15 protein-coding genes and 1 other RNA gene are annotated in these 21,193 nt (G+C 65.3%); 13 read left to right on the top strand and 3 right to left on the bottom strand.

Features of this window, described 5'->3' with window-relative positions; all coding sequences use genetic code 11:
* Positions 1-130: 130 nt before the first annotated feature.
* From QD280_RS13145 to QD280_RS13135, 3 genes are read right to left on the bottom strand one after another with little or no spacing between them, the layout of a single operon-like run.
* A complete protein-coding gene (locus QD280_RS13145; RefSeq protein ID WP_279839586.1) occupies positions 131-1,507 on the bottom strand; it encodes an ABC transporter substrate-binding protein in 1,377 nt (458 codons plus the stop codon).
* A complete protein-coding gene (locus QD280_RS13140; protein ID WP_279839584.1) occupies positions 1,501-3,225 on the bottom strand; it encodes a sensor histidine kinase in 1,725 nt (574 codons plus the stop codon). The genes QD280_RS13145 and QD280_RS13140 overlap by 7 nt, the downstream gene beginning before the upstream one ends.
* Complete coding sequence (locus QD280_RS13135; protein ID WP_279832114.1) at positions 3,222-4,037, bottom strand: response regulator transcription factor; 816 nt, start codon at positions 4,035-4,037, stop codon at positions 3,222-3,224. Before QD280_RS13135 ends, QD280_RS13140 begins: the two co-directional genes overlap by 4 nt.
* Positions 4,038-4,216: 179 nt before the next feature.
* On the opposite strand from QD280_RS13135, the gene QD280_RS13130 reads away from it, so the two are divergent.
* From QD280_RS13130 to QD280_RS13070, 13 genes are all read left to right on the top strand, one after another.
* Positions 4,217-5,362 carry an AbrB family transcriptional regulator gene (locus tag QD280_RS13130; protein ID WP_279839582.1) on the top strand — a complete coding sequence of 382 codons (1,146 nt, stop codon included), beginning with the start codon at positions 4,217-4,219 and terminating at the stop codon, positions 5,360-5,362.
* A gap of 129 nt (positions 5,363-5,491) precedes the next feature.
* Positions 5,492-5,588: signal recognition particle sRNA small type (ffs, locus tag QD280_RS13125), an RNA gene on the top strand.
* Positions 5,589-6,014: 426 nt separating this feature from the next.
* The gene (gene dnaX, locus QD280_RS13120) at positions 6,015-8,306 is read left to right on the top strand and encodes a DNA polymerase III subunit gamma/tau (protein ID WP_279839581.1); all 2,292 of its coding nucleotides are present in this window, start codon (positions 6,015-6,017) and stop codon (positions 8,304-8,306) included.
* A gap of 181 nt (positions 8,307-8,487) precedes the next feature.
* Positions 8,488-8,820: a YbaB/EbfC family nucleoid-associated protein gene (locus QD280_RS13115; RefSeq protein WP_043333871.1), complete on the top strand. Its 333-nt coding sequence runs from the start codon at positions 8,488-8,490 to the stop codon at positions 8,818-8,820.
* On the top strand, positions 8,820-9,446 hold the full coding sequence (gene recR, locus QD280_RS13110; RefSeq protein WP_043333870.1) for a recombination mediator RecR: 627 nt from the start codon (positions 8,820-8,822) through the stop codon (positions 9,444-9,446). The genes QD280_RS13115 and recR overlap by 1 nt, the downstream gene beginning before the upstream one ends.
* Before the next feature lie 217 nt (positions 9,447-9,663).
* Positions 9,664-10,845 carry a ribonuclease D gene (rnd, locus tag QD280_RS13105; RefSeq protein ID WP_131432637.1) on the top strand — a complete coding sequence of 394 codons (1,182 nt, stop codon included), beginning with the start codon at positions 9,664-9,666 and terminating at the stop codon, positions 10,843-10,845.
* A 116-nt stretch (positions 10,846-10,961) separates the two neighbouring features.
* On the top strand, positions 10,962-11,318 hold the full coding sequence (locus QD280_RS13100; RefSeq protein ID WP_317292274.1) for a YcgL domain-containing protein: 357 nt from the start codon (positions 10,962-10,964) through the stop codon (positions 11,316-11,318).
* 69 nt (positions 11,319-11,387) lie between these two features.
* Positions 11,388-11,867 carry a YcgN family cysteine cluster protein gene (locus QD280_RS13095; protein WP_054555633.1) on the top strand — a complete coding sequence of 160 codons (480 nt, stop codon included), beginning with the start codon at positions 11,388-11,390 and terminating at the stop codon, positions 11,865-11,867.
* A 441-nt stretch (positions 11,868-12,308) separates the two neighbouring features.
* Positions 12,309-12,935, top strand: a complete 627-nt coding sequence (locus tag QD280_RS13090; protein ID WP_279832126.1) for a helix-turn-helix domain containing protein — start codon at positions 12,309-12,311, stop codon at positions 12,933-12,935.
* A gap of 84 nt (positions 12,936-13,019) precedes the next feature.
* Positions 13,020-14,264 (top strand): efflux RND transporter periplasmic adaptor subunit, encoded by a 1,245-nt coding sequence (locus QD280_RS13085; protein ID WP_279839579.1) that lies wholly within the window; start codon positions 13,020-13,022, stop codon positions 14,262-14,264.
* A gap of 3 nt (positions 14,265-14,267) precedes the next feature.
* A complete protein-coding gene (locus tag QD280_RS13080) occupies positions 14,268-17,351 on the top strand; it encodes an efflux RND transporter permease subunit (protein ID WP_279839577.1) in 3,084 nt (1,027 codons plus the stop codon).
* 227 nt (positions 17,352-17,578) lie between these two features.
* The gene (locus QD280_RS13075) at positions 17,579-20,206 is read left to right on the top strand and encodes a YbeU/YbeR family protein (protein WP_279839575.1); all 2,628 of its coding nucleotides are present in this window, start codon (positions 17,579-17,581) and stop codon (positions 20,204-20,206) included.
* Between the two features lie 310 nt (positions 20,207-20,516).
* Positions 20,517-21,116 (top strand): NlpC/P60 family protein, encoded by a 600-nt coding sequence (locus QD280_RS13070; protein ID WP_213114414.1) that lies wholly within the window; start codon positions 20,517-20,519, stop codon positions 21,114-21,116.
* Positions 21,117-21,193 lie beyond the last annotated feature (77 nt).

Genomic DNA, 21,193 nt, shown 5'->3' with positions numbered 1-21,193 from the left:
ATCCTCTCGCTCATCTCATTGAATGCCGCATGGCATCACGCACAAGGCGCCCCGCGGGGCGCCTTGTGCGTGATGGGCTCTCCAGTGCGTTTACAGAACGGGAGGGGCTAGCCAGCCCTGACGCCACGCATCATTGGTTCAATTCGGGCTGCGTGGCTGACGGGGCCTGCCCCTGCCCCTGACCCTGACCCTGACCCTGACCCTGACCCTGACCCTGACTCGCCTCACCGGCAAAGGGAGCGGGGGCCTCGAATTCCAGCACCCAGCGGCTCAGGAAGCTGGCCTGCTTGAGGCGATCGAGTGTCGCCAACAGGCCAGGGCCGATCTCGACCGGGCGTAGCGCATCGCCCAGTTGCTCGCGCATGTGCTGAGCGCTGCCCTCGCCACTCACCTCGGGGTGCAGCGCGCCCAGCTGGCTGTCGCTGGCCACCGCCTGCTGGCCTTCCAGGCTCAGCCACCAGTCGAGAAAGGCCTCACCGGCCTCGGGATGAGGTGCCTGCTGGGGGACGAAGGCCAGCCGGCGCTGAATCAGCACGTAGTCTTCCGGCACGATCACCACTAACTCCGGATGGGCACGGGCAAAGGTCACCGCGTAGGGGCCGACCAGATTGTAGGCGATGTCCATCTCGCCGCTGGCCAGTGCCTCGAGCATGGCGCCGGTGGTGCTGACCAGTCTGGCATCGGCCTGACCCATGGCGCGCACCAGCGTCCAGTAGCGCGGCGATTGACGGGCGTCGGACACGGCATAGGTAAAGCCGGAGCCGCTGCGACGCGGGTCGTAGCTGATGATACGGCCGCGCAGCTGCTCGCGGCGCGTCTCGAGCAGGTGCCAGAAGTCGCGATGGCTGCGCAGCACATCGAGCGGGTTGCGCAGGCCGTCGAGGTCCGCCAGGCGCTTGAGCGCATCACGTCGCGCCACCATCACGATCGGCTCGAAGCTCATCGCATACAGCTCATTGCGCCAGCGTGAGTTGGCCGGCCAGGCGGCCAGATTGGGGGCCTCGAGAGCCAGGGCGTGGCCCTGATTGGCGAGTCGGTACTGCAGCCCCATGGCCGAGGAAATCATCAGATCGGCCTGCGGTGTCAGCGGCGCCTGCAGGTACTGTGCTTCAAGCCCGAGGGCGGAGCGGTTGACGTAGTGCAGCACTCGCTCAGGATGCTGGCGGCTGTAACGCAGCAGCAGCGGGCGAATCTCGGGCAGGTCCAGCGCGGCATGAATCGTCAGGTCGGCCGCGTGGCTGGCGTCGCTGTCAGGCGCGGGCGGTGTGACTGGCTGGCCGCCCTGCAACCACAGCGATTGATGCTCTTCGAGCAGCGGATCGAACGCCGCCTGGGTCGCCGCCTGGGTTGCGGCCTGACTGACGGGGCTCAGAAGCACGGCCAGCGCGAGGCAGGCCGTCAGCCGTCCAGCGCGCTGTCTGCCCGGGCGGTGATGATCCGGGCGGTGATTGTCATGACCGTGATGGTCAGGGCGCTGCTGCTTGGTTGGCGGTCGTCTCGCTAGCATGCTGTGCCCCCTGTCTTTGCAGGCTTGCCGGCCTGTGCTGATTCATCATCCCCACCCACTCTCACCTCAGGCGCTGCACAGGGCGCCAGATGCAGACTGACGCATAGCCCGCAGGACGCGCCTGTCTCGTCTGTGCCGTTTGCGTCGGCTGCGCGAGTTGCATCGTTTGTGCGGGATGCAGAGTCAGCAGCCTGCGTCACGCTGCGTGCTGTCGCGTCGCTGAGCGTCAGGCGCGCGTCGTGATGTCGCGCGATGCCATCGACGATCGCCAGCCCCAGTCCGGCGCCTTCGTGATGCTTGAGCTCATCGGGCTGCTGCGCCGGCGCCTGATCATGACTGTCGGGCTGGGTGTTGCGGTGGAAGGGGCGCAGTACCAGCAGGCGTCGCTCGGCGTCGATGCCCGGGCCGTCATCCTCGACACTCAGCCGCCAGCGGCCCGCCAGTGCGGCGCTGTCCGGTTGCGTGAACGTGGCATCGCTCGGCGCCGCCATCCGGTTCAGGGTGAGTGTGACGGTGCGCGCGCCGTGCTTGCAGGCATTGTCGATCAGGTTGGCCAGTGCCTCCTCGAGCTGCCACTCGACGCCCAGCGTCCAGGCGGCGCCATCGATGTCCGGGGCTATCTCGAGACCGAGGTCCACGCCGGCGCGATCACAGCGCAGGAACAGGCGGCTGACGGTGGCGCGCGCCAGCGCCGACAGCTCCAGCGGCACGCGCGGCGGCTGCACCTCCGGGTTGTTGAGGCGTGTCAGCGACAGCAGCTGATTGGCCAGATGGGCGGTATGGCTGGCGGTGGCCTGCATCTGGCCCAGCGCGGCATGCCAGGCGCTGGGGTCCTGCTGGCGCAGTGCCAGCTCGGCGTGAGCGGAGAGTCCCGCCAGCGGGGTGCGCAGCTGGTGCGAGGCGTCGCCGATGAAGCGCTCCTGATTGGCGCGCACGCGGCGCATGCGCGCCAGCAGGTCATTGATGGTGTGCTTGAGCTCCTCGAGCTCGCGCGGCAGGGGCAGGTTGAGCGGCGCTAGGCTGCGCGAGTCACGTTCGCGAATGGCGCGGCGCAGGCGGGTCAGCGGCGATAGCGCCAGCCGTACGCCGATCAGCACCACCAGCAGTGCCAGCGTGGCCATGCCCGCCAGACGCACCAGCGAGCCACTGAACAGTTCACGTGTCAGGGTGTCCCGCCCTTCGCGGGTATGGGCGACGCGAATGCTGTAGCGCTGGCCGTGGCGTGGGTCATCGCCCCAGCCGCCCAAGCGGGTATCCAGTCTGCCCAGCCGCAGCGCCTGTCCCTGCCAGGCGATATCGCGAAACGACAGTTCGCCGCTGCGTCCGAGCGATTCCTGTGGGGCCAGGCGACCCTCGGCGGCGCGATTGGCATCCGGCAGGTGGGTATTGCCGGTGACCTGCTCGCCATCGGCATCCACCAGGCTGTAGAAGACGCGCTCCTGGGCGTCGGTGGCCAGCATCTCGAGCGCGGCGGGCGGCAGGTCGAGCCACAACTGGCCGTCCTGCCATTTGACCTGCTCCGCGATAGTGACCAGCGAGGCCTCCAGCAGCCGGTCGTAGGCGCGGTCCGCTGCCTCGCGCGCCGACAGGAAGGCCTGCACCAGCAATAGCGTGCCCAGCGCCAGCAGGGGCAGCAGCAGCCAGCTCAGCAGGCGCCGATAGAGGCTGATGCTGCGTTTCGCCTCTGTCTGTGGGCGCGGTGAGGGCGGGGATTTCAAGCGCTGCCGTCCGTGGTCTGTTCCAGTAGATAGCCAAGGCCACGTATGGTGCGCAGATTGACGTCGCTGCCTTCCAGGCGCTTGCGCAGGCGATGCACATAGACCTCGATGGCGTTGTCGCCCACGGCTTCCTCCTCGCCGAAGGCCTCGCGGGTCAGGCGCGCCTTGTCCACTGGCTCGCCGGCATGCTGGATCAGGCAACCCAGCAGGCGCTGTTCGCGGGGCGGCAGCGCCAGCGGGGCATCGGCGAGCAGAAAGCGTGCATTGAGTGGCTCGAAGGCCAGGCTGCCGAGAGTCAGACGTGGGGCGATGCCAGACGAGGGCGCCGGCTGCTGGCTGGCCTGAAGAGTGGCCTGCTGACTGGCCTGAAGAGTGGCATGGCGGCGCAGCAGGGCGCGCACGCGGGCTTCCAGCTCATCGAGCACGAAGGGCTTGGCAAGATAGTCATCGGCGCCCAGGTCCAGCCCGCGCACGCGATCTTCGATGGCGCCGCGCGCGGTGAGAATCAGCACCGGTGTCTGGCGGTCGTGCTGGCGCAGCGCGGCGAGAATCTCGAGCCCGGAAGCGCCGGGCAGGTTGAGGTCGAGCACGATCAGCGCAAAGCCGTGATTGTGGTGGGTCGCCAGGCGGGCAAGCGCCGCGGCGCCGTCGGCCAGGTGGGTGACCGCAAGGCCCTCGGCGGAAAAGACGCTGCACAGCGTGCTGGACAGCAGGGCATCGTCCTCGACCAGCAGCAGGGCCGGGTGCGGTGCGGTGGCTGGGCCATGCGCTGAAGCGTCAGCCGCTGAGGGGAGTGAGTCGGGAGAAGTCATCCGGGCTCCGCAAGGGCGCGTCAGGTACGCGACAAGAGTGATGAGAGTCAGGCTCAGGGCCGGTCTGCGACCTGCAATGGCCGCTTGAAGGCGCAATATTGCCTCAAACAGGCAGCCAATGGCGCTTGCGCCAGCGTATCATTGGTGGCCTGTTTCGTGTCGCTGACAAGGAAGCCAGCATGCCATCCGTTCCGCTATTGCAGCGCCTCAAGGCGCGCGCCTCTCGTCTCTCGCCAGCCCATTGGCTCACGGCTGTCACGTCGCTCAAGGCTGCCGCCTCGCTCAAGGCTGACGCGCCGCTCAGGCCTCTGCTGACCTCGCTGGCGCTGGGCGTGGTGGGTGGCTGGCTGTTCCAGCTCACCGGCATGCCGCTGGCGTGGATGCTGGGGCCGCTGGTCGCCAACCTGCTGGGCGCGATGGCCGGGCTGAAGCTTGGTGTGCCGGACCGCCTGCGCAACCTGTTTCTGGGCGTACTGGGCCTGACGCTGGGCGCGCGCGTCTCGCCGGAGCTGGTCTCGCACCTTTCCAGCTGGTGGTTGTCGGCGTTGTTGTTGCTGGCGGGGGTATGGGCCTCGACGCTGGCCTGCGCCGCCTGGTATCGCCGCTGTGGTTTTGACGCCACCAGTGCGTGGTTCTCCTCGGTGCCCGGCGCGCTGACGGCGATGGTGGTGATCGGCGAGCGCATCGGTGGCGACCCGCAGCGCATCGCGGTGGCGCAATCGTTGCGGGTGCTGCTGGTGATCATGATTCTGCCGCCGCTCTATTGGGTGCTGGAAGGCGCGGCGGGCACGCCCGGCATCGGTAGCGATGTGGCGGTAAGCGGCCTGTGGCTGATCGCGGTGCTGCCGATTCTGCTGCCCCTGGCCAGGCGACTGCGCATTCCCAATGCCTCGCTGCTGGCGCCGTTGTTGCTGGCACTGGTGCTGTCGCTTGGCGACGTGGTGCGTTTTTCGCCACCGGTGTGGGGCACCGATGTCATGCAGCTGGTGCTAGGTTGCGCCATCGGGGCACGCTTCAAGGGCCTTACGCCGCGGGTACTGGTCGGGGTGATGGGTCAGTCGGGCGTGGCGACTCTGATCTCGCTGTCGGTGCTGGGCTGCTTTGCCGAGCTGATCCATCAGCTGATGGGCGTGCCGCGTGACGTGGCCTTCCTCGCCCTGGCCCCCGGCGGTATCGGCGAGATGGCGCTATTGGCGGTGGCGCTCGATCTCGACCCGATCTTCGTCGCCTTTCACCATCTTCTGCGCCTGATCGTCCTGATGCTGTTGCTACCGGTGATGGCGCGTCATTTCCGTCACCGCCGAGCGCGTGAGGCGACGCAATAGCCCGTGGCGTGATCTCCCCTTGTGAGGGCGGCGATGCGCTGTTATAGTGTGCGCCTTGATCACGCCAAGTGCTTGAAGTTCAAGTGATTGGCTCGGTAGTTCACCGAATGATCATATTTGTGGTGGCCCTGTCGGTCCTCCCGCAATGCTAGGCTGCAAACCCCGCCAGGCCCGGAAGGGAGCAACGGTAGTGGCTGACGCGTGTGCCGGGATGTGGCTGATGGGGCCGCCTCCATTTCAGGGTCCTGAAAGTGGCTGCTCGTGAAATGTCCGCATCATCCCGCCTGCTGCGCAACGCTCTATCTCAAGCCCTCGCAAGCCCCCTGCAAGACTTCGCTTCACGCTGCCTGAAGCCTTTCGCCACACCCTCGCTGTCTGAACCTGTCATCTCCTGCCTGACCCGAGCCCCGCTTGGCGTTTCGTCGTGCCCGCAATTCGGGGGCGCACCACGCCTGTCATCCGGCCTCGCGCCCTCAATCCTGCTGCGCAAGTGGCATCGTGCTTTGAAGCCACACGGCAAGTCGCTAGAATGAGCGCATTCTCAGCGAGGCCTCGTCATCGGTCTCCGTCTGTCGACCGTCGGGGGTGAAGCCCAGCCGGGTCGTGCAGGTTTCAGCTCATGTTTCAGATCGCCCAAGGAATGCCCCGCTCAATGAGCTATCAGGTATTGGCGCGCAAGTGGCGCCCGCGCAATTTTCACGAACTGATCGGTCAGGAGCATGTCAGCCGTGCGCTGGTCAATGCCCTCGATCAGGGGCGCCTGCACCATGCCTATCTGTTCACCGGGACCCGCGGTGTCGGCAAGACGACGCTGGCGCGCATTCTGGCCAAGTGCTTGAACTGCGAAGAGGGCGTCAGCTCCAGGCCGTGTGGCGTATGTGGCACCTGTCGCGAGATCGATGAGGGCCGCTTCGTCGACCTGATCGAAGTCGACGCCGCCTCGCGGACCAAGGTCGAGGACACGCGTGAGCTGCTGGACAACGTCCAGTACGCGCCGACCCAGGGCCGCTACAAGGTGTACCTCATCGATGAGGTGCACATGCTGTCGACCCACAGTTTCAATGCGCTGCTCAAGACGCTGGAAGAGCCGCCGCCCCACGTGAAGTTCCTGCTCGCGACCACTGATCCGCAGAAATTGCCGGTCACCATCCTGTCGCGCTGCCTGCAGTTCACGCTCAAGAACATGCCGCCGGTGCGCGTGGTCGAGCACCTGTCCGACATTCTCGCCCGCGAGGAAGTCAGCTTCGAGGAAGACGCGCTGTGGCTGCTCGGCAAGGCCGCCGATGGGTCGATGCGTGACGCCATGAGTCTGACCGATCAGGCGATCGCCTTCGGCCATGGCCAGGTGCGGCGCGAAGATGTCGCCGCCATGCTCGGCACGCTGGATCACCGCCATGTGCTGGCGCTGCTGGAGTGTCTGGCCTCGCTGGACGCCGCGAGTCTGCTGGCGGAGGTCGCGACACTGGCCGAACAGGGGCCGGACTACGGCGGGGTGCTGGATGACATGGCCTCCGTCTTCCACCGTCTGGCGATCGCCCAGATGGTGCCGAGCGCACTGGACAACGGGCACGGTGACCGTGATGCGCTGCTGGCGCTGGCCAGCCGTTTCACCGGTGAAGACGTGCAGCTCTATTATCAGATCGCCCTGCAGGGGCGTGGCGACATGGCCAACGCCCCGGATGCGCGCACCGCGCTGGAAATGACGCTGCTGCGCATGCTGGCCTTCCGCCCGCAGGGCGTGCCGCGCCCGGCGCAGACGCCGCTGCCGATGACCGGCCAGGCGGAGGGTGCGAACGCGCCTGGCGCTCAAGCCCCGGCGCCTGTTCAGCAGGCTTCTGTTCAGCAAGCTCCGGCTCAGCAGGCTCCTGTTCAAGAAGCCCCGGTTCAGCAGGCTCCTGTTCAAGAAGCCCCGGTTCAGCAGGCTCCTGTTCAAGAAGCCCCGGTTCAGCAGGCTCCTGTTCAGCAGGCTCAGCCTCAGCAAGCACCGGCAGCCCCGATGGCACCCGCGCCTCAGCCTGCCGCGCCAGCGACCGAAGCACAGCCGCCGATGGCCGACGAGCCGCCCCCGTGGGCGACGGAGGACGTTCCGCAGGACGCCCGGGATGCCGGCTTTCGCGACGTAGCGCAAGACGCGCCCCAGCCAGCGGCTGCGCCAGTGTCGGCGCCAGCGCCAGAACAGGCAGCAGTTCCCGCACAGGCGCCCGCTGCGCCCAGTTCGGCGATGTCACGCCTGAGTGCCGCCTTCGGTTCCGCGCCGGCACAGCCAGAGGCTGCTGAGTCATCGGCTCCGCAGCCCGCTGAAATGGCAGCGCCGCAGCCTGCTGAAGCAGTACCAGCAGCGCTAGAGCCCGCTGAAGCTGTACCAGCAGCGCCAGCACAACCCGAACCCGCTGCATCGCCGGCGCCTGAGCCTGTCGTGTCTGAGCCTGTCGCAAACGAGCCAGCCGTGGCAGCGCAACCGCTGCCGGAGCCTGCTCCCGCACCGGCGCCGGCACCCGCGGCTGCTCCCACGCCGGCGCCGAGCGCCCCGAGTACCGATGGTCGCTTGAATCACGCCGCGTGGCTGGAGCTGTTCCCCTCACTGGGGCTGGGCGGCATCACGCGCAATATCGGCGCGCATTGCCTGGTCGAGCACGATGACGGCACCCACCTCAAGTTGAGGCTGGACCCCGCTCAGTCGGCGATGATGGCCGAAGTCCATCAGGATCGCATTCGCAAGGCGCTGGCGGGCCAGGGCGTGGAACGTGTGCTGGAGATCAGCGTCGCGCCGCTGCCGGAAGGTCTGGAAACGCCGCACAGTCGTCGCATCCGTCTGCTGGGTGAACGTCATGTGCGCGCGGTTGAAGCCTTGCGTGCTGACCCGCATATCCAGTCCATGGAGCAACAGCTGGGCGCACGTCTGATCGAGGAAAGCGTCAACTCCTTCGAGCCGGACGATTTCTGACGCTCTGGGCAGTTTCGACCGAGTGTCGGCGGTGCCGGGCATCGCTGACGCTTTCCCGGATTCACGGTGCGTGTGCCGACAAGGCATGCACACCACAGGCCGGAGGTGCCACGACATGGCACGTCCGGCAGACAGCATTTATCGTTAGGTCATGTTCAACACGTTATTGATGAGGTGAGCCATGTTCGGTGGAAAAGGCGGTATGGGTAACATCATGAAGCAGGCGCAGGAAATGCAGGAGCGCATGCAGAAGGTTCAGGAAGAAGCCGCCAAGGCGGAAGTCCAGGGCGAATCCGGCGCGGGCATGGTCAAGGTCACCATGAACGGTCGTCATGACGTCGCGCGCGTCGAGATCGATCCGAGCCTGATGGAAGAAGACAAGGAGCTGCTGGAAGATCTGCTGGCGGCCGCCGTCAACGACGCGGTGCGCAAGGTCGAAGTCAATTCCAAGAAGCAGATGGAAGAGGCGACTGCTGGCATGAACCTTCCGGCCGGCTTCAAGATGCCGTTCTGATGGGATTTTCGCCGCTGGTAGATCAGTTGCTGGATGCCTTGCGCGTGCTGCCGGGCGTTGGCCCGCGAACGGCACAGCGCATGGCGCTGCATCTGCTGGAGCGTGATCGCATGGGCGCCGACCGTCTGGTCGGCGTGCTGGGCGAGGCGCTGGAGCGCGTCGGCTATTGCGCGCGCTGCCGCACGCTGACCGAGGAAGAGGTCTGTCAGCTGTGCCTGAGTCCGCGGCGTGATGAGCGCGTGCTGTGCGTGGTGGAATCGCCCGCCGACCAGCTCGCCATCGAGGGCGCGGGTGGCTATGTGGGGCGCTATTTCGTGCTGCACGGCCATCTGTCGCCGCTGGATGGCATCGGGCCCGAGGATATCGGGCTGGATGCGCTGGAAACCCGCGTCCGCGAGAGCCAGATCGAGGAGCTGGTGCTGGCCACCAACCCGACGGTCGAGGGCGAAGCCACCGCACATTACATCGCCGAGCAGCTTCGCGATGTGCAGCACGGTGGGCAGCCGCTCAAGCTGACGCGTCTGGCCTATGGCGTGCCGATGGGCGGCGAGCTGGAATACGTCGATGGCGGCACGCTCAGTCGTGCCTTCAGCGGCCGTCTGCCGTTCACCCTCGGCGAGATCTGATGCGATGCCGGTGCCGACGCTTTTCGGCACCGGCATCAGGGCAGCTTCGGCTTCAAGGCAGCTTCGGTATCAAAGCAACTACAGCAGCACGTCTGCGGGCGTGGTGGTCAGGAACCACCACGCCCGCGGTCGTTTACCGCCCGGTGTCTGGCGAGTGCCCGTCACCTTCAATTTCCGCTTGCCCGGGCAAGCCTGTCACCACGAGATTTCCTTGCTGATGAGTGATCAACCCGCCACCGCACTGCTGTCAGAACTCGATTTCGAGGCCGTCTGGGTCGAGACCCCCGAGGCGCTGGCCGCTGCCTGTGCAGAACTGGAAGGCGCCGATTGGCTGGCGTTGGACACCGAATTCATCCGCGAGTCGACCTTCTTCCCGATTCCGGCACTGGTGCAGCTGATGGCCGCCCGTGACGGCGAGCTGCCCGGTGCGGACGGCAAGACGCCGCGCATCTTCCTGATCGACCCCACCGTGGTGCCGGCCAGCGAGGCGCTCAAGCGTCTGCTGGGGGCAGAGGGTCCGCTCAAGCTGCTGCACGCCTGTGGCGAGGACATGGAAGTCTTCCTGCGTTGGGCGGGCGTGGCGCCGACGCCGCTGATCGACACCCAGATCGCCGAAGGCCTGACCGGCGGCGAAGCCTCGATGGGCTATCAGCGTCTGGTCGAGCGCGTGGTGGGCGTCACCGTGCCCAAGGAAGAGACGCGTTCCAACTGGCTCAAGCGCCCCTTGAGTCAGGCGCAGTGCGATTACGCCGCGCTGGACGTGCTGTTCCTGCCGCAGGTGTGGTCCGAGCAGCGCGATGCATTGCTCGAGCTGGACCGCATGGCGTGGCTTGAAGAGGATTGTCGGGACCCGGGCAGCAGCGGCGGTGCCACGCCGGACCCGGAGTACTGGAAGCGTCATCGCAGCCTGTGGAAGCTCTCGCCGCGTGGCCTGGCCGCCTGGCAGGTGCTGTGTGACTGGCGCGAGGAGCAGATTCGTCTGCGCGACGTGCCGCGTTCGCGCCTGCTGGCCGATGCGCAGCTGTTCGGAATCTGCGAGCGACTGCCGACCAATCGCTTCGAGCTGGCCAAGGTCGATGGCATGCATCCGCCGCAGATCAAGCGCCACGGGGACACCGTGCTGACGCTGCTTAAGGACGTGGCGATGATCGATGACAGTCAGCTGCCGCGCGTGCCGCCGTCGCCGTTGGCGCCGGAGTGGAAGAACTGCATGAAGCGCCTCAAGCGTGAGGTCAATGCGGTGGCGGAGGCACAGCAGCTCAAGCCTGAGATTCTCGGCAAGCGCCGTGACATGGAAGCGCTGGTGATCGCCGATTACGAGGGCGAGCCGCTGCCCTTGCCGCAGGGCTGGCGCGGTGAGCTGCTGGCCGCGCGCCTGGCCAAGGCGCTCGAGAGCTGACGCTCGCCGCTTTCGTGGGCCAGACTGCAAGGGGGCATGTGCAAGGCTCACGCAGCCTGGCCTGCCAGCAATATAGGTCAGAAACAGGCCAGAAACCGGTAGTGAGCTCTCGGGTCATGCCCGTGACGCGAGAGCCCGCTGATGCGCGCAAGCGCTGCAAGATGATGGGTAGCCCGATGACAGACGACAAGATGATCTGCGAGATCTACAAGAGCGCCAGGAAGGACGAGATGTATCTCTACGTCGAGAAGGCGCGTGGACTCAAGGATGTGCCGGAATCCCTGCTGGGCATCTTCGGCACGCCGACACCTTTGATGACACTGCTGATTCGTGCCGACAAGCCGCTGGCGCGCGTTGCCAGCACCACGGTGCTCGAGAAGATTCGCGAGCAGGGCTTCTATCTGCAGATGCCGCCGGCCAAGGAAAATCTCCTCAAGGAGATTGGCGTGACGCCGCCGGAAACGCATTACTGACGCCCTGTCCGGCAGACAAGACCGTACTGATGAAACGACCCTGCTGCCCGGCAGGGCGAGGAGAGCAAGATGAGCGATGTTCCGCAGCCTGACGGCGGAAAGCGTGAGCGTTTCTGGGAGCGCCACGCACTCTCGGAGCTGAATACCGCCGAGTGGGAGGCGCTGTGCGATGGCTGTGGCCAATGCTGCCTGCTCAAGTTCGAGGATGAAGACAGTGGCGATATCGCGGTACTCGATGTCGCCTGTCGTCTGCTGGATGTGCGCAAGGTCAGCTGCCGCGATTATCCCAATCGCGCCACGCGCGTGCCGGGCTGCATCCCGCTGGATGTCGAGACGGTGGGCAAGCTGCGCTGGCTGCCGGAAACCTGCGGCTATCGTCGCCTGAATGAAGGCCGTGAGCTGCCCGAATGGCACCCGCTGTTGACGGGCGATGCCAAGAGCGTCAAGCGCGCCGGGGTCTCGGTGTCACGCTTTGCCGTCTCCGAGGTATCGGTGCGCCAGCAGGACCTGGAAGACCACATCATCGCGATCATCGATCCCGAGAGCTGAGACGCGCCGCGGGCGCGTGTCAGATTTCAGGTGGATGTCTTTAGAAAGCGCAGCTCGATGAGCTGCGCTTTCTTGTTTCTGACATTCTGTATCTGGCATTCCGTGCCTGACATTTCGTGTCTGGCAGTTCGAGTCTGGCAGTTCGAGTCTGGCAGTTCGAGTCAGGCGTTCACTGGCCTTGTATTTGACGCCTCTGACCCTCAGACACGGCTTGATCTGCTAGATAAGATAATTTGCATAAGCTGATTTGCATGAGCTGATTTGCATGGCCGAGGCGCGTGCACGCACTCGGCCGCGCAATGTCTGGTTGTAAATAAATGAACGTTCATTTATTTTGTGAGGATTCGCTCAAGACCAGATCAGACTAGAACTGAGCTGAACAGATCAGATCAGAACAGAACAGAACAGAACAGAACAGAACAGACCAGAGGCAGACGGACCATGCGCCATCGTGATGAACACAAGCAGCAGGCGTTGCTGGAAGCCACGCTGCATGAGGTGGCCGAGCATGGTTTTGCCGTGACCTCCGTGGCGCGCATCGCGCGTGCCGCCGGCATGTCGCCCGGCACGCTCTATCTCTACTACCGTGACAAGGATGACCTGCTGGAGGCGACCTTTAGCGAGGTCAGCCGGCGCATCATCGCGGTCGCCATCGAGGCCTTCCAGGCCGAGCCGGCAGAGGCGTTCGAGGCCGAGCCGTCAACGCTGTCGCCGGCCGCCCAGCAGCTGAAGTCGGCACTGTGTCGGGTGTGGAATGCCCTGGTGGCGCTGGGGCGCCGTCAGCCTGCGTTGTTCCTCTTTCACGATCAGTTTCTGCACTCTTCCCATATGCAGGACGCCCTGAGGGTGGCCAATCAGGAGCGCGCCGCGCCCTTGCTGGACGCCTTCGCGCTGGGCCAGCAGTCCGGCATCCTCAAGCAGATCGATCTCGCCCTCATCGAGGTGTTCATGTTCCGATCGATCTACAGCCTGCTGCAGGGCTCCAGTTGCCAGTTGCCGGCCATCAGTGATGCCAGCTTCGACCAGGCCTTCGAGATGGCCTGGGACGCGATCGCGCTTCGCCAGTGAGGGCAGCCAGCCCCGCAGCGCACGCCGGACAGATGACAGTTTTTCGCTTGTGCCATTTTATTCCAACGACTCAAGGGCCCGCTGATGAAACTTCGACCTGGTGCCAAGCCACACCTGCGTATTCCTTTCGCCTGGCGGGGAGGCCGCGTCCTTCAGCTGTTCGCCGGACTCGTGCTGGCCCTCGGACTTGCGGCCTGCAGCGAGGAAGAGGCGCCGCTGGAGAAGCAGAAGGTGCATCCGGTCAAGTTGCTGTCGCTGTCGGATGAAGGCGGCGGTGTCATCCAGCGCTACCCCGGTGTGGTCGAGGCCTCGGAGCGCTCCAACCTGTCGTTCCGCATCGGCGGTGAGCTGCGCGAACTCGAGGTCCAGGCCGGTCAGGAGGTCGAGAAGGGCGAGCTGATCGCGCGCCTGGATGATCGCGATGCCAGAAGCGAGCTCAACAATGCCCGCTCCAGCTTCAATCTGGCGCAGGCGACCTACAAGCGCATGAAGTACTCGGTGGAGAAGGGCGCCATCAGTCGGGCACGCTTCGATGAGGCGCAGGCCGAATTCCAGTCAGCGCAGGCCCAGTATTCCCAGGCGCAGGACCAGCTCAGCTACACCTATCTCAAGGCGCCCTATGACGGGGTGATCGCGCGCGTGCCGGTGGACAACTATCAGGTGGTCGCCGCCCAGGAAACCATCGCCGTGCTGCAGCAGCCGGGGCAGATCGACGTGATCTTCAACATGCCGGAGCGTCAGGTGCGCGCCATCGATCGTGAGCGTGCCGAGGCCGGGCGCCTTGAGGATGCCGCCCTGGCCTGGGTGCGCTTCGGCAGTGGCGAGTCACGCTATCCGGCCCGTTACAAGGAGCACGACACCAGTGCCAGTGAGGGCTCGCTGAGCTATGAAGTCACCCTGACGCTGCCGGAGCCGCAGGACATCACCGTGCTGTCAGGCATGAGCGCCACCGTGGAGCTGGACATGCAGCAGCTGACGGCGGCGACCCAGGGCCAGTGGCGCGTGCCGATCGAGGCGGTGGTCACTCAGGAGGAAAGCCCGAACCAGGCCGTGGTGTGGCGCTATGTGCCCAAGGGCGGTGACACCCAGGCGAGCGCATCGATCAACAATGACGCCACCACGGACGCCGGCAAGAGCGAGGGCAAGCAGCAGGAAGCTGGCGCCCAGGGCACCGTCGAGGCCGTGCCGGTCACGGTACTGCAGGCCACCGGCGAAGGGCTGGTGATCACGGGAGAACTGAGTGCCGGTGACCGTCTGGTCACGGCGGGCGCCAGTCGCATGGAAGCCGGGGAGCCTGTGCGTCCCTGGGTCAAGGAAGCGGGGCTCTGATCCATGGTCGATTATTTCCTGAGACACAAAGTCATCAGCTGGATGGTCGTGCTGCTGCTGTCGGTGGGTGGCGTGACCTCCTTCTTCGGCCTCGGCCAGCTGGAATTCCCCGAGTTCACCATCCGCAACGCGGTGGTGATTACCCAGTATCCGGGCGCGACGCCCAAGCAGGTGGAAGAGGAAGTCACGCTGCCGCTGGAGAAGGCGATCCAGCAGATTCCCAATCTCAAGCGCGTCAGCTCGGTCAACAGCTCCGGGCTTTCCCAGATCACGCTGGAGCTCGAGAGCAGCGTGCGCGAAGGCGAGATGCAGCAGTACTGGGACCTGCTGCGCCGCAAGATCAATGACGCCCAGTCGAGCCTGCCGCCCGGCAGTGGCTCCTCGATCGTCAATGACGACTTCGGCGACGTGTTCGGGCTGCTCTACAACCTGAGCGGCAAGGGCTATTCGGCGCATGACCTCGAGGACCAGGCCGACTTCCTGCAGCGCGAACTGACGCTGGTGGAGGGGGTCAAGAAGGTCTCCATCGTCGGCGCGCGCAGCGAGCAGGTCATCGTCGCGCTGGATCGTGATCGCATGCAGGCGCTGAACATCTCGCCGGATCAGCTCGCCAACCTGCTCAATGCCCAGAACGTGGTCGGCGACGCCGGACGGATCCGTCAGAACGGCCTATCGCTGGAACTGCAGCCAAGTGGCGAGTTCCAGAGCGTGCAGGACCTGGAGCGTCTGGTGGTCGGGCGTCCCGGCAATGGTGGCCTGATTCGTCTCGGCGATATCGCCTCGGTCAGCCGCGAGTACACCGAATCGCCGTCGCGCCTCTATCACACCGATGGTGAGACGGCGCTGTCGCTGGGCATCTCGTTCGCCTCTGGCGTCAATGTGGTCGAGGTCGGCGCGCTGGTCGACAAGCGTCTTGGCGAGCTTGAGTCGCGCATGCCGCTGGGCATGGAGCTGACCACGGTCTATCACCAGCCCCAGGTGGTGGATGAGGCGGTATCCGGCTTCTTGATCAACCTGGCCGAGGCCGTCGGCATCGTGATTCTGGTGCTGCTGGTATTCATGGGCGTCAAGAGCGGCGTGCTGATGGGGCTGGTGCTGTTGATCACCATTCTTGGCACCTTCGTGATGATGTCGATTCATGGCATCGAGCTGCAGAAGATCTCGCTGGGGGCCTTGATCATCGCGCTGGGCATGCTGGTGGACAACGCCATCGTGGTCACCGAGGGCATGTTGATCGGCCTCAAGCGCGGCAAGACCAAGCGTCAGGCCGCCTTCGAGGTCGTCAACCAGAACCGCATGCCGCTGCTGGGGGCTACGGTGATCGCGATCACCGCCTTCGCCCCCATCGGTCTGTCGCCGGATGCCACCGGCGAGTTCGTCGGGTCATTGTTCTGGGTGCTGTGCTACTCGTTGCTGTTGAGCTGGATCACCGCCCTGACGCTGACACCGTTCTTCTTCGACATGTTCTTCCGCGAAGCGCGGGAGACGGCAGGCAGCGACACGGACGAGAATCAGGAGGAAGACCCCTATCGTGGCGTCATCTTCCGTGGCTTCCGCAGCCTGCTGAGCTGGGCGATTCGCCTGCGCTGGCTGACCCTGGGGGGCGCGGTGGCGTTGCTGGTGGCGGCCGTGATGAGCTTCGGTCAGGTCAAGAATGCCTTCTTCCCGGATGCCTCGACCCCGCTGTTCTTCGTTGATGTCTGGATGCCGGAAGGCACCGATGTGCTGGCGACGGAAGCGCGCATCGCGGACCTTGAGCAGCAGGTGCTCAAGATGGACAAGGTCAATCATGTCACCAGCGTCACCGGCGGGGGCGCCCAGCGCTTCACGCTGACCTACTCGCCGGAAGACAGCTATGCAAGCTTCGGGCAGCTGATCGTCGAGACCCGGGACCGTGCCAGTCGCGAAGCGCGCATGGAGGAGGTGATACGCCTGGTGCGCGCCGAGTATCCCGAAGTCGAATACAAGGTGCAGGCGTTGCAGGTCGGCCCCTCGGCCAAGGCGAGTCTCGAGGCGCGCCTCTACGGCGAAGACCCCGCTGTGCTGCGTCAGCTGGCGGGCAAGGTGCGTAGCGTCTTCGAGGAGGAGCCACTGGCCGACAGCATTCGTCTGTCATGGCGCAATCGCGTCAATCGCATCGAACCCGAATTCCTGGATGATCAGGCGCGGCGTGTCGGCGTGACGCGTGACTCGTTGCATCAGGCGCTGCTGATCAACAGCGACGGCGAGAGCGTCGGTGTCTATCGCGAAGGCTCCGAGCTGATCCCGATCCTGCTGCGCGGTGAAGAGCGTCAGCGCTTCGACCTCGATACCCTGGCGAGCCTCAACGTCTGGAGCGATGAGCAGGAGACCTACGTACCGGCGGGCTCGGTGATGGGGCCGCTCGAGACCGAGCTGCGCGACCCGCTGATCAAGCGTCGCGATCGTCAGCGCATGCTGGCGGTGTACGCCGAACCGATGCCGCTGTCCGGCGAAACGGCCGCCAGCGTGCTGGGGCGTATCCGTCCCAAGATCGAGGCCATCGAGCTGCCCGAGGGCTACCACCTGGAGTGGGGCGGCGAGTACGAAACCTCATCCGAGGCTCAGGAGGCGCTGTTCTCCTCGCTGCCGATGGGGCTGCTGGGCATGTTCGTGATCACGGTGCTGCTGTTCTCCAACCTGCGTCAGGCGCTGGCCATCTGGTCCATCGTGCCGCTGACGCTGATCGGTATCGTCAGTGGCCTGATCGTGTTCGGCGCGCCGTTCACCTTCATGGCGCTGCTCGGCACCTTGAGTCTGATCGGCATGGTGCTCAAGAATGCCATCGTGCTGGTGGAGGAGATCAACGTGCAGCTCGATGAGCAGGAGGATCGCTTCCAGGCGGTGGTGCAGGCGGCCGTCAGCCGTGTGCGGCCGGTGTCGATGGCGGCCATCACCACCATGCTGGGCATGATTCCGCTGTTCCCGGATGCCTTCTTCTCGAGCATGGCGGTGGTGATCGTGTTCGGGCTGGGCGTGGCGACCCTGCTGACGCTGGTGGTGCTGCCGGTGGCGTACTGCGCCTTCTTCCGCATCCCGACCGGCAACAAGTCCATGAAGACATCCTGATGTGATGATAATGCGGTAATCTTGGTCTGCGCAGTCGCGGCCACCCACACCATGACGCCCGATGACAGTGCCTTTGTCATCGGGCGTCATGGTGTGGTTCGTGCTCGCTATCCTGCGTGAGGGGCATCGCCGCAAGCCCCTTTCCGTTACACTATGCGCCGCCGGTTGCGAGTTGCCCGGTCGCAAGTGTTGCGTCAGTCGAATCCTATCGAGTCGTGAGGTGTGCCTTGGTCGAACCCCTGAGTGCCTGGTGGGGGCAACAGCTGGTGTTGTGCGGTTGGGGTTTCAGTGCAGCGCCGGAAACGGTGTGGACACCGGCCCAGGCGTGCGCGCGTCTGAAGGCCCAGGAAGTCCCGGATGCGGGCGAGTTGGGATGGCGTCTGCTGGAGGCCTTCCCCAATGACACCCCGGACCCGTTGTACCAGCTGGAGGCGTTGGAATTGCTGGCGCTGGCACGTACTGCCGGCTGGCTGTCAGAGGCGCGCACGCGTGCCTGGCTGATACGCCTGCTCACGGCGATCGGCGGGCGTTTCACCTCGCTGGATGACTGGCTCAAGGCCCTGGCCCATTCGCGTAGCGATGCCGGCTGGACGCGAGGCGATGATGGCTTCTTCGAGGCCAGCCTCGCGCTGTCTCAGTTGGAGCACGAAGACGCCGGCGTCACCTGGCCGCGTCTGCAGGAAGCGCTGGAGGCACAGCCTCCGGTGGCGGTTACTGAGCTCTGGCCTCAGGGCGAGCGCGACCGGGTCTGGATGGCGCGCGCCATCTTCTCGCCGTGGCTCGGCGGTCAGACATTGACCACCGATGACAGCGGCCCGCACGAGGACGGTGCCAGCGGTTTTGACGCCGCGGCGCACTGGCCGGACGTCACGCGCTGGCTGGCCGAGACCTGGGCGATCACCGGGCGTGATGAGCTGATTCGACTGTTGCTGTGGCTGGCCTCGCAGGGGCATCGCTATGGCTGGGACATCGACAGCGCACGCCTGATGACGGCCAGCGACAGCGAGCGTGCCAAGTGGCTGGATGAGCTGGAAGCGGATGCGGCTCAGGAAGAGGCCGAACGCAAGTCGGAAGGGCGCAAGGGCGCCCCCGCGCATGCCTCCTCCAGCATCGACGTCGCCGATGGCGGGCTGGAAAAGCCCCCGTCACCGACGGCCTACGGCGAGCTGCTGCTGCAGTATCTCGACCGTGGTGAGCCGCTGGAATTTGCCGCCTGGGACTGGCTGCGTCTGGTCGATCTCGCCTTCGCCGGGCTATGTGCCGGCTGGCTGAGTCGTGAGGAGGGCGAGGACTTCGCCGCCCATGGCATCGACCTGCTGGTGCGCCGCTATGCTGACTGGCAGGGCGTGGCCCGCGCCTATCAGCGCGGTCGCAGTCTGTTCGAGGGTGTCGATCTGACTCGCGACACCGAGAGTGACTGGCGTCCGCTGATGGCGTCGCCGCTGACGCCGCTGCGTTGCGAGCTGCATGCGCTGCTGCCTGCCGCCCAGCGTGAGCGCTGCCGCGCGGCGATTCGCGCCTGGCGCAATGACAGCCGCCACTGGGTGCTGGCCATCGCCAGTATCCGCGAGCCGGACCTGCTCTATCGTCAGGGGCTTGTCGCCGAGGTCGATGCGGCGCGCCGCGAAGAGGCACGCCAATATCTCAACGAGACGCTGGCGCTGGACACCCGCGATGGCGTGCAGGGCATGGCGCGCTTCTGGCTGCCGGCGCAGGCGCATCATCTCAATCAGCTGGCCGCCGATGCCGCGCGTGGTGCCTTGCCTGATGCCCAGACGCCCTTCGGGCGTGCCGATGCCGTCGAGCTGGAACGCCGTCAGCGTCTGGCCGTCTGTCATCGCTATCCCGCCAGTGTGGTGATGGCCGAGAAGTACGCCTTCTATCTGTTGATGGTGCAGGACAGCGGTGATTTCCCGGCCGATGAGCTGGCCCAGTGTGCCGAGCGTCTGCGCAGTGCTCTGTGTCGCTACTACCCGGACGCCATGCGTCTGCTGGAAGCCTGGGCGGTGTGGGAATCCGCGGTGCCGGAACTCGAGGATCATCCGCTGGTCAACGAGATCCGCTGGCATCTCGATGACCCCGGCAGCCTGTTCCATTGGCTCGACTGGCGCGCCAGCGACTGGCAGGAGCCGGGGCTGCGCCCGAGTCTGGATCGCTTCACGGCGCTGGCGCTGAGCGGTCCGCTCAACACGCCGTGCTGGGGCGAGCCGATGGTCGAGTACGGGCGGGGCGTCGAGGAACTCAGCGGCTGGCTCGAAGGCCATTACGGCCTCGCCAATGCCGAGGCGCTCAAGGGCTTCCTCGACTTCCTGCGCGATGCCGGTGATCGGGACGAATACCAGATCAACTACGGCCCCTACACCCTCAATCGCGCCCGCCTCGACAATGAGATCGACGTATTGGAAAGCGCTGAACGTGGCGATGATGAGCAGGTGCATCTGGACCGTCTGCGTCGCGTCAGGGACAACGAGGCGCGCTGCAACGAGCTGGACATGGCGGCGTGGGACATCGCCCAGATGGTGGATCTTGCGATTGCCGGGCGCCAGCTGGGCTGGCTGGACGATGCGACCTTCACCGCCTATCTGGACAGCGCCTATGCGATGGCGCGCGACCACTACGGCAGCTGGAAGGAATATGCCCGTGGGCTGTTCGCCGGCTATGCCTTCTTCATGGGCGACACCGACCAGCGTGACAGCTTCCTGCGCGGCTTTCGCGATGCGCTCATCCAGTGGTTGACGGCGGCGCCACCGCTGGCGGGTGCCTGGTCGAGTCTCGATTTCCCGGGCGCCCGCCCGGGGCATTGGCCGGCGTTGCATCTGGATGTGCTGAGCGGAGATGCCCGCACGCTGCACTGAGCGGGATTCAATTCAGGTTGGGGGAGCGGCAGGGGGCACTTTCTCTGATGCTTTGGTCTAACTTGTGCGGCAATGGCATACGGTTTGCGGAAACATGAACTACTATCCTGCGAACGACTTGAGTTTGTCATCTGACTGTCGTCATCGTGTTGCAAGGTGTGCTGCTGCCTGATCCGGCCCACCTTGTCAGATAGTCGCCGTATTATCCTGATCGATCAACGATCATCGTCATGCATCAATGGTTATCGCCGTCCGCAAGCGCTGCTCACCTTCACCCTTCCAGCGCCGGGCCCACGACGAGGAATGCTGGATGCGCCACGCGTTATTATGCTGTTTTCTGATCCTGCCACTGGGTGTGGCAGGCTGTGCCAGTCACTCAACACCGTCCAATGATGTGGCCTACTACGATGTGGACCTGCCGGAACTGCCGAAGCTCAAGCGCTATCGCCAGTCCGCGTCCCAGCCGGCCGCCGAGTCGCAGGACTTCGCCATGTCAGGGCCGAGCATCCGCGATGTCCTGCTGGAAGAGCATGATCGCTGGGCCGGGACGCCCTATCGTCTGGGGGGCACCAACACCCGCGGCATCGATTGCTCCGCCCTGATGCAGCATGTCTTCAGTGATGGCTTCGGCATCGATCTGCCGCGCACCACCACCGACCAGGTGAAGCGTGGCAAGCGCATCGACAAGTCGCAGCTCAAGCCGGGTGATCTGGTCTTCTTCCGTCCCTCACGCCGCTACAACCACGTGGGTGTCTACGTCGGCAACGGCTACTTCCTGCATGCCTCCACCTCGCGTGGCGTGAAGCTGTCGCGACTCGACAATGTCTATTGGTCCCAGCACTACTGGCAGTCGCGTCGCCCGATGCCCTACGAGGCCATGCAGATGAAGCTGGCCATGCGCAGCCAGTGAGCCGATCACGCGTCGCACTGAAACAGACAAGCCCTTGAATAGACAAGTGCCTTGTTCGACAACACCCGGCCCTGGCC

It is taken from the genome of Cobetia sp. 1AS1 (genome assembly GCF_029846435.1).
Taxonomy (GTDB): domain Bacteria; phylum Pseudomonadota; class Gammaproteobacteria; order Pseudomonadales; family Halomonadaceae; genus Cobetia; species Cobetia amphilecti.
The sequence above is the reverse complement of the archived record's forward strand: the minus strand, read 5'-3'. Positions and strand labels throughout refer to the sequence as shown.